This window comes from Pseudomonas sp. GW456-L12, from assembly GCF_059424045.1.
In genome coordinates this window covers 1-8836 of sequence record NZ_JBWKZA010000061.1, presented here as the reverse complement: position 1 = coordinate 8836, position 8836 = coordinate 1, and the positions used below count along the sequence as shown (strand labels likewise).

Genomic DNA, 8836 nt, shown 5'->3' with positions numbered 1-8836 from the left:
CCCACCAACCCCACACTCGCCTGCAACCGCCGCGTCTGCAGCGCCTGCAACCCCCGTTGCGCCTGCAACGCCGCGGTCTGCGCCGTCACAACCTCCAGATAACTCACCGCCCCCGCCTGATAACTGTTCATCGCCAGGGCCTGCGTATGCTCGGCGGCATTCACCGCCGCCTGCTGGTCCAGGGCCTCCTGCTGCAAATCCCGCAGTTGCCCCAGGTTGTCCTCCACCTCACGCACCGCCCGCAGCACCTGGCTGCGGTAATGGGCGGCGGCTTCCTCGAATTCGGCGTGGGCCTGGCGTTCGTTGGCGCTCAGGCGGCCGCCGTCGAAGATCGGCAGGTTGACCAGAGGCCCCAGCGCCCAGTAGCGATTGCCCGCCGCCAGCAGGCTACCGCTGCCCTGGGTCTGCCCGCCGAGCAGGCCGGTGAGGCTGAAGTCCGGGTACCAGGCGGCCCGGGCCACGCCGATATTGGCGTTGGCGGCGAACACCCGGCGTTCGGCGGCGGCGATGTCCGGGCGGCGTTGCAGCAGCGCGCTGGGCAGTTGTTGCGGCACGCTGGGCACGGCCAGGGTCTGCTGGGTGGCGGGCAGCTGGAACTGGCTGGCCGGTTCGCCCACCAGTTCGCCGATCGCGTGTTCGGTGAGGTTGCGTTGCCCGCGCACTTCGTCCAGCTCGGCCTCGGCGCTGGCCAGCTGGTTTTGCGCGCGGGTCAGGTCCAGCTCCGAGGCGATCTGCCCCTGGTAGCGGCTGCGGGTCAGTTGCAGGGCCTGGGCGTAGTCGTCCAGGGACTGGCTGAGGATCGCGCGCTGCGCATCCAGGCCATTGAGCTGCACATAGAGCACCGCCAACTGCTGTTGCAGGCTCAGGCGCGCCACCGCCAGGTCGTCGGCCGAGGCCTCGGCCTGGGCATCGCCGGCGGCCACCTGGTTGCGAATCCGCCCCCACAGGTCCGGGTCGAAGCTCAGGGAGAAACCGGCGCTGTTGCTGTTGTACAGCGAAGGCTGGCTGCCGCCGCGCAACGGCCGGTGGTCCGACTGCCGTTGGCGCAGCGACTGGCCGCTGGCGCTGATCTGCGGGAACAGCCCGGCATGCAGCTGGCTGGCATAGGCCTGGGCCGCGTCGAAGTGCGCCAGCGCCGCCGCCAGGTCCGGGTTGGCCTTGAGCAGACGCTGTTGCAGGTCATCCAGGCGTGGGTCCTGGTACAGCAGCCACCACTGGCTGGCCAGCTGATCCGCCGGTCGGGCCGGATGCCAGGGGCCGTCGCTGGTCTGTTCGCGGTAGTGGGCCGGCAACTCCACGGTTGGCACCTGGTAGCCGGGCGCCAGCGAGCAGCCTTGCAGGGCCAGCACCAGCAACACCGCAAGCGGCTCAAGCCTTGGGCGCATGTTCACCTCCGGCGTCGGCCAGTTGCACCAGGTCGCCTTCGCGCAGGGCATCGGGCGGGTTGTCGATCACCCGGTCGGCGGCTTGCAGGCCCTGGTCGATCACCAGCCGCGCGCCGAGGTCGAGGCCGATATGGATGTCCCGCAGGTGCACGTGGTTGTGCTCGTCCAGCAGCGCCACCTGGGTGCCCTGGGCGCGGAAGATCAAGGCGCTGGCCGGAATGCTCACGCCCCGGGTGTCGGCGGGCAGGGCCAGGGCGGCCTCGGCATAGTCGCCGGGCAGCAGCGCGCCGTCGGGGTTGTCGGCGACGAACTGGGCGAGCAGGGTGCCGGAGCGCTGATCGATGGCGGTGGAGTCGCCGATCAGCCGCGCGCTGAAGTGCTGGCCGGGGTGCTCCGGCACCGTCAGCTCGGCGCTGAGGCCGGGGCGGATCACGCTGGCGTAGTTCTGCGGCACCGGCACGTAGAGCCGCAGCTTGCGGGTGTCGGCCAAGTCAAAGAGCTGCGGATCGCTGTCGTTGTCGGCCTTGATCAACTGGCCGATATCGGTGTGGCGGGCGGTGATGGTGCCGGCGAAGGGCGCGCGGATGGTCTTGTAGTCCTCCAGGGCCGAGAGCCGCGCATAGTCGGCAGCGGCCGCTTCGGCGTTGGCCTTGGCGGCCGCGGCGTTGGAGGTTTTTTCATCGGCCTCCTGGCGCGACACCGAGTGGCTGGCCAGCAGGTTCTGCCAGCGCACGGCGGTGGTTTGTGCCAGGCGCGCATTGGCCTGTTCCTGCACCAGCCGGGCATGGGCCTGGGCCAACTTCTGGTCGAGGTCGGGGCTGTCGATTTCGGCGAGGACTTGCCCGGCCTGAACCTTGGCGCCGATGTCGCTGTTCCAACTTTTGAGGTAGCCGCTGACCCGGGCGTGGATCGGCGCCTTGCTCCAGGCTTCCAGGTGCGCCGGCAGGCGCAGGGTGTCGCCCTGGCGGTTCTGCTGCGGCTGGAACACCAGCACCTGGGGCACGGCGGCGGTTTCGGTCCAGGCGGCCACCGCGCGTTCATGGCGGGTGCGCGCGGCCAGGCCGTTGGCCACCAGCAGGGCGGCCAGGGTCAGGCCGCCGATGCCGAGCCACAGCAGGCGTTTGCGCGAGGGGGTGTGTTCAGGCGACATGGGTACTTTCTCCAGCGACAGCGCGAGTGGGGTGACGCCCGTGGACCAGACTGAATACCACGGGAACGAACAGCAGGGTGGCGGTGGTGGCGAGGATCAGGCCGCCGATCACGGCGCGGCCCAGGGGCGCGTTCTGCTCCTCGGACAGGGCCAGCGGCAGCATGCCGATGATCATCGCCAGGGCGGTCATGCACACCGGGCGAAAGCGCGTGTAGCCGGCCTCCAGCGCGGCCTTCAGGGCATCGCCGTGTTCCGCCAGGCGTTCGCGGCAGAAGCTCACCACCAGGATCGAGTTGGCCGTGGCCACGCCCATGCAGAGGATGGCCCCGGTCAGCGCCGGCACCGACAGCGAGGTGCCACTCAAGAACAGCATCCAGACGATGCCGGCCAGGGCCGCCGGTAGCGCGGTGATGATCACGAACGGGTCGAGCCAGGACTGGAAGTTGACCACGATCAGCAGGTAGATCAGCACCACCGCGCCCAGCAGGCCCAGGCTCAGGCCGCTGAAGGCTTCGTACAGGGCGTCGACCTGCCCGTGCAGGCTGATGCTCGCGCCCTTGGGCCGCAGCGCCTGGCTATCGTCGAGGACGTGCTGGATATCCCGGGCCACGCCGCCCAGGTCGCGGCCCTGGACGTTGGCGTAGAGGTCCAGGGTCGGCTGGATGTTGTAGTGGGTGACCACCGCCGGGCTGTCGACCCGCGAGATGCTGGCCAGGCCGCCGAGGATCTGCGACTGGCCGTTGCTGCCGGTCACCGGCAGGGCCTCCAGGGACGGCAGGCTGTCCAGGCGGTACTGCGGGGTGGCGGCGACGATGGAATAGGACACGCCGTTCTGCGGGTTGAGCCAGAAGGTCGGCGCCACCTGGGAGCTACCGGCCAAGGAGGCCACCATGCTGTTGGTCACGTCGCGCTCGGTGATCCCCAGGCCGTTGGCCCGCAGGCGGTCGACCTTGACCGCCAGCGACGGGTAGCCGGTGGACTGCTGGATACGCAGGTCGGCGATGCCCGGCACATGTTGCAGGCGCCGTTGCAGTTCCAGGGCATAGGCGCGGTTGGCGGCGCTGTCGGGCCCGGAGATTTTCACGTCCAGCGGCGCCGGCGCGCCGAAGTTGAGGATCTGGCTGCTGATGTCCGCTGGCAGGAAGGCGAACTGGCTGCCGGGGAAACTTTCCGGCAGGGCTTCGCGCAATCGCTTCACGTAGTCGGCGGTCGGCGCATGGCCGGGCTTGAGGGTCACCTGGATGTCGCCATCCTGCGGGCCGATGGTGCCGCTGCTGCTGTAGGCCATGTCGATGCCGCTCAGCGGAATGCCGATATTGTCGATCACGCTGTCCAGTTGCTCCGGCGGAATCACCTCGCGAATCCGCGCCTCGATGCGGTCGAAGGCCGCCGCGCTTTCCTCGATCCGCGTGCCCAGGGGCAGGCGCACATGCAGGGCCAGGGCGCCGGCGTCGGTGACCGGGAAGAAGTCCTGGCCCAGGCTCGGCAGCAAGGCGAAGGAGGCCAGCACGCAGGCGAGGAAGCCCAGCAGGAAGCGCTTGCGATTGGCCAGGGCCAGGGTCAGCAGGCCGTGGTAGGTGTCGCGCACGTTGGAGAAGCGTCGCTCGAAAGCCTGCTGGAAGCCCAGCAGCCCGCGCACCAGGGCATGCTGCGGCCGGGCGTGCTGTTCGCCCTCGTGATGGTTGATGAATGCGTCTTCCGGGTGATGCCCGGGCCCGGCTTCCGGTGTGTGGGGCTTGAGCAGGTACATCGCCAGTGTGGGCACCAGGGTCCGCGAGAGGATGAACGAGCTGGCCATGGCGAAGATCACCGCCAGGGCCATGGGGCGGAACAGGTAGCCGGCGATGCCCTGCAACAGGAACATCGGCACGAAGACGATGCAGATGCACAGCAGCGAGACGAACGCCGGGCCGACGATCTGCCGGGCGCCGTCGAGGATTGCGTCCTTCACCGCCTTGCCCTGTTCCAGGTGCCAGTTGATGTTCTCGATGGTCACCGTGGCGTCGTCCACCAAAATGCCCACCGCCAGCGCCAGCCCGCCGAGGGTCATGACATTCAGGGTCTGGCCGCTGGCGGCGAGCAGGGCGATGGCCGCGAGCACCGCCAGGGGGATCGAGGCGGCGATGATCAGGGTCGAGCGCCAGCTGCCAAGGAACAGCAGGATCATCGCGCTGGTCAGCAGCGCGGCAATGATGCCCTCCCGGGCCACGCTGCCCACCGACTGCTTGACGAACACCGAGGCGTCGCCCAAGAGCGAAGTCTTCAGCGCCGGCGGCAGGGTTTCGTCGATGCGCGGCAGCATCTGGCGGATGCCATCGACGATCGACAGGGTGGAGATATTGCCGTTCTTCAGCGCCGGCATCAGCACCGCGCGGTGGCCGTCGACCCGCACGATATTGCTCTGCGGCGGCGAGCCGTCACGCACATGGGCCACCTGGCCGATGGTGATCAGCGCACCGTCGACGGTCTTGATCGGCAGGTCGTTGAGCTCGTCGATGGCCGTCGGGCTGTTGTTCAGCAGCACCGTGTATTCACTGGCGCCGAGCTTGGCGGTGCCCACCGGGATGATCTGGTTCTGCGCCGCCAGGGCATTGCCCACGTCCTGCGCCGACAGGCCCTTGGCCGCCAGCGCCTGCGGGTCCAGGTCGAGGGTGATCTGCCGCTGCTTGCCGCCCATGGGCGTCGGCATCGCCAGCCCCGGCACGGAGCTCAGGGGCAGGCGGATATTGTTCTGCACCAGGTCGCGGATTTTCGCTTCCGACAGGGTCGGGCTGGAGAACGCCATCTGCAGGATCGGCACCGTCGAGGCGCTGTAGTTGAGGATCAGTGGCGGGGTGATGCCCGGCGGCATCTGCTTGAGCACGGTTTGCGACACCGCCGTGACCTGGGCGTTGGCGGTGCGGATATCCACCCCCGGCTGGAAGAAGATCTTGACGATGCCCATGCCCGGCAGCGACTGCGACTCGATGTGCTCGATGTCGTTGACCGTGGTGCTCAGGGAGCGCTCGTAGGTGTGGATCACCCGGCCGGCCATGGCATCCGGCGACAGGCCGGTGTACTGCCAGACCACCGCCACCACCGGAATGCCGATATCGGGGAATACATCGGTGGGCGTACGCAGGGCCGCCAGCGGCCCGATGATGCAGATAAAAATCGCCAGCACGATAAACGTGTAGGGCTTGAGCAGAGCGGTCTTGACCAGCCCGAGCATGCGGTGGACCTCCGAGGGAAAACGAACCTCGGCAGCCTGCCGCGACCCACCTAACACGCGGCTTTCAGCCAGGTGAAGGAAGTTTTAGGTTGGGCCTGAATTTCCTTTCACGGGGATTCATTTGTCCTGTGGCGGGTGCCTCGACAAGCTGGATGGCAATCGGCGCGAGCGCTTTTTTCGTTTCGCGCCGCGTGTCGATTTTTACTGCCGAGGTACCTGCCATGAACGCCAAACCGCTGCTGCTGATTCCCGCCCTGAGCCTGGTGCTGCTGCTCTCCGCCTGCGCCGGCCCGATGCCCAAGGCCGATCCCAACGAAGCCTGGATCAGCCTGGAAGAAGAGGGCTCCAGCGACCTGATGGCCGAACGCGTCGACGGCAAGAACGTCGACGACGGCCGCTACTTCGAAGTCCAACCCGGCGCCCACCGCCTGGACGTGACCCTGTTCGAAGAAGTCGGCGGCGACTCCAACCAGGTCGATTGCCGCGGGCAGGTGAGCTACCCGAGCTTCAAGGCGGGGGAGCATTACAAGTTGGTGGAGTCGACCTTGGGGACTGAAGTGAGGGCGCGGTTGTATGACGGGGAGGGCAAGCAGGTGGCGAGCGTGCGGGATTTTGAGTGTATGCCGGGGTGACAGCGCTTCTCGCGCTGCCCAAACCAAGATATTTCGCTCAATGGAAAGAGAACCGCCTGACAGCAAATTTATGGTGGGGCGCTCGATGATGAGGATTTGAATCTTCAAGCGGAGCCTTCTTTATGAGCCAACCTGCCGGAGCACTACCGACGTCCACCGATGCGGCCTTCAACGAAGTGGCGCAAATGATCGCCGCCGCGCGCCAACGGGCGATGCGGGCGGTGAACACCGAACTGGTGGAGCTGTATTGGCAGGTCGGTGCCTATATCAGCCGCAAGATCGAGGCGGCGGAGTGGGGCGATGGAGTGGTTCAGCAACTGGCGGATTATCTTGCGCGGCAGCAGCCGGGGTTGCGGGGTTTTACCCGGCGTAACCTGTTCCGCATGCGGCAGTTCTATGAGGTTTATCGAGGCGAGGAGAAAGTGTCAGCACTGCTGACACAATTACCCTGGACCCAGAACCTGATCATTCTTGCGCAAGGCAAGCGGCCAGAAGAGCGCGAGTTCTACCTACGCATGACGATCCAGGAACAATGGTCAACCCGGGAACTGGAGCGCCAGATCAAATCGGCCCTCTTCGAGCGCTCACTGACCCAACCGGCAAAAGTCTCGACAGCGTTGAGACTTTTGCATCCCGAGGCGTTGAAGGTGTTCAAGGATGCCTATGTGGTGGAGTTTCTCGACCTGGCCCCGGGGCATAACGAAGCGGATTTGCATCAGGGGCTGGTGCGGCAACTCAAAGACTTTCTGATCGAAATGGGCCGCGACTTCTGCTTTGTCGCTTCGCGCTATCCCTTGCAGGTTGGCGGGCGCGATTTCGTGCTGGATCTACTGCTGTTCCATCGCGGCTTGAATTGTCTGGTGGCCATCGAGCTCAAGGTCGGGCGCTTCGAGCCGGAATACCTGGGCAAGCTGGATTTCTACCTGGAAGCGCTGGACCGCCAGGTGCGCAAACCCCATGAGAACCCGGCCCTGGGCGTGCTGCTCTGTGCCAGCAAGGACGACGAGGTGGTCGAGTACGCCCTCAACCGCTCACTCTCACCCGCATTGATTGCCGAGTACCAGACCCAACTGCCGGACAAGAAGCTTCTGCAGGCCAAGCTGCATGAGTTTTATGCGCTGAATCCTCAGGCGGTTTGAGCCGCCTTATCGGAGCCCGAATTATTTTTCCGCTCCCCCGTCACAAACCACCCACCTGGCCCGTCATGTCGGTGTATTCCTCAATTAACGGAGCCACCCCATGTCATCCAGCCACCCGACCCAAGCCGTCAACCTGCTGCAAACCATCCCCGAGATCTTCGAAAGCCTGGGCCAGGTCCATGGCCTGATCGACGCTCATGGCCTGGCGCGCAAGCTGCACCACCTGGTGGTATTGCGCGCCTCGCAGATCAACCAGTGCGGCTTCTGCGTGAAGATGCACACCCGCGAAGCCCGTGAAGACGGCGAAAGCAACGAGCGCCTGGACCGTCTTGTCGTCTGGCGCCATGTCAGCGATTTCAGCGCCGCCGAACGCGCCGCCCTGGCCTGGACCGAAGCCCTCACCGTGCTGCGCGAAGACACCGACTTCGGCCCGTTGCGCGCCGCCCTGCGCGAACATTTCAGCGACGCGCAGATCGCCGCCTTGACGGCCGATATCGGCATGATCAACCTGTGGAATCGCTTGCAGGTGTCGAGGCACTAAAGGATGGATCGAATCGATGACACGACGGTGTTCGAAAGCCGTCGCAGCTTCCTGCTGGGCCTGGCCTACCGCCTCCTTGGCTCGCGCGCCGAGGCCGAGGACGTGGTGCAGGACCTGTTCATCAAATGGCTGGAGGCCGACAAGGCCTCCATCGCCACCCCGGCCGCCTGGCTGACCACCGCCTGCACCCGGCACTGCATCGATCTGCTGCGCTCGGCCCAGCGCTCGCGCCTGCAATACATCGGCACCTGGCTGCCAGAGCCGATCCACAGCCTGCACCACGACTCCCCGGAACACAGCCATGAACTGGCCTCGTCGCTGTCCACCGCCTTCCTGCTCTTGCTCGAACGCCTGACCCCCAAGGAACGCGCCGCCTACCTGCTGTACGACATCTTCGACCTGGACTACCCCCAAGTCGCGCAAACCCTCGGCGTCCAGGAAGCCACCTGCCGCAAACTGGTGTCCCGCGCCAAAGCCAGCCTGGGCAACACCCAAGCGCGCTACCAGCCGGAACCTTCACGCCAGCAACAACTGCTGAGCGCCTTCCACAGCGCCATCACCAGCGGCTCGACCCAAGGCCTGGCCGCCATGCTCTCCGAAGATGTCGAGCTGTACGCCGACGGCGGCGGCAAAGCCAGCGCCATTCGCGAGACCTTGTATGGGGTGGAGGCGGTGCTGGCGTTTGTGGGGGAGTCGTTGAGCCGGTACTGGCGGGCGTATCAGTGGCAGGAGGTGGAGATCAATGGTGGGCGTGGGGTGGTGTTAAGAGGAGAGGGGG

General features: G+C 66.2%; 7 protein-coding genes. 4 read left to right on the top strand and 3 right to left on the bottom strand.

Going from position 1 to position 8836, the window contains the following annotated elements:
* The 3 genes from AC07Y9_RS31980 to AC07Y9_RS31970 all read right to left on the bottom strand — a co-directional run.
* Nucleotides 1-1385 (bottom strand): efflux transporter outer membrane subunit (locus tag AC07Y9_RS31980; RefSeq protein ID WP_102690524.1); only part of this gene is annotated, 1385 nt, incomplete at its 3' end.
* On the bottom strand, nucleotides 1369-2535 hold the full coding sequence (locus AC07Y9_RS31975) for an efflux RND transporter periplasmic adaptor subunit (RefSeq protein ID WP_102681533.1): 1167 nt from the start codon (nucleotides 2533-2535) through the stop codon (nucleotides 1369-1371). The genes AC07Y9_RS31980 and AC07Y9_RS31975, both read right to left, overlap by 17 nt.
* Entirely contained in the window at nucleotides 2525-5746 is a 3222-nt protein-coding gene (locus tag AC07Y9_RS31970) for an efflux RND transporter permease subunit (protein ID WP_102681532.1), read from the bottom strand. The genes AC07Y9_RS31975 and AC07Y9_RS31970 overlap by 11 nt, the downstream gene beginning before the upstream one ends.
* Nucleotides 5747-5967: 221 nt before the next feature.
* Here AC07Y9_RS31970 and AC07Y9_RS31965 point away from each other — a divergent pair, with 221 nt between their 5' ends.
* The 4 genes from AC07Y9_RS31965 to AC07Y9_RS31950 all read left to right on the top strand — a co-directional run.
* A complete protein-coding gene (locus AC07Y9_RS31965; RefSeq protein ID WP_053260697.1) occupies nucleotides 5968-6378 on the top strand; it encodes a PA0061/PA0062 family lipoprotein in 411 nt (136 codons plus the stop codon).
* Between the two features lie 122 nt (nucleotides 6379-6500).
* Nucleotides 6501-7517 (top strand): PDDEXK nuclease domain-containing protein, encoded by a 1017-nt coding sequence (locus tag AC07Y9_RS31960; RefSeq protein WP_102681531.1) that lies wholly within the window; start codon nucleotides 6501-6503, stop codon nucleotides 7515-7517.
* Nucleotides 7518-7617: 100 nt separating this feature from the next.
* Nucleotides 7618-8058: a carboxymuconolactone decarboxylase family protein gene (locus AC07Y9_RS31955; protein ID WP_062825471.1), complete on the top strand. Its 441-nt coding sequence runs from the start codon at nucleotides 7618-7620 to the stop codon at nucleotides 8056-8058.
* Nucleotides 8059-8061: 3 nt separating this feature from the next.
* Nucleotides 8062-8836: sigma-70 family RNA polymerase sigma factor (locus AC07Y9_RS31950; RefSeq protein ID WP_102681530.1), on the top strand; the 775-nt coding region annotated here is incomplete at its 3' end.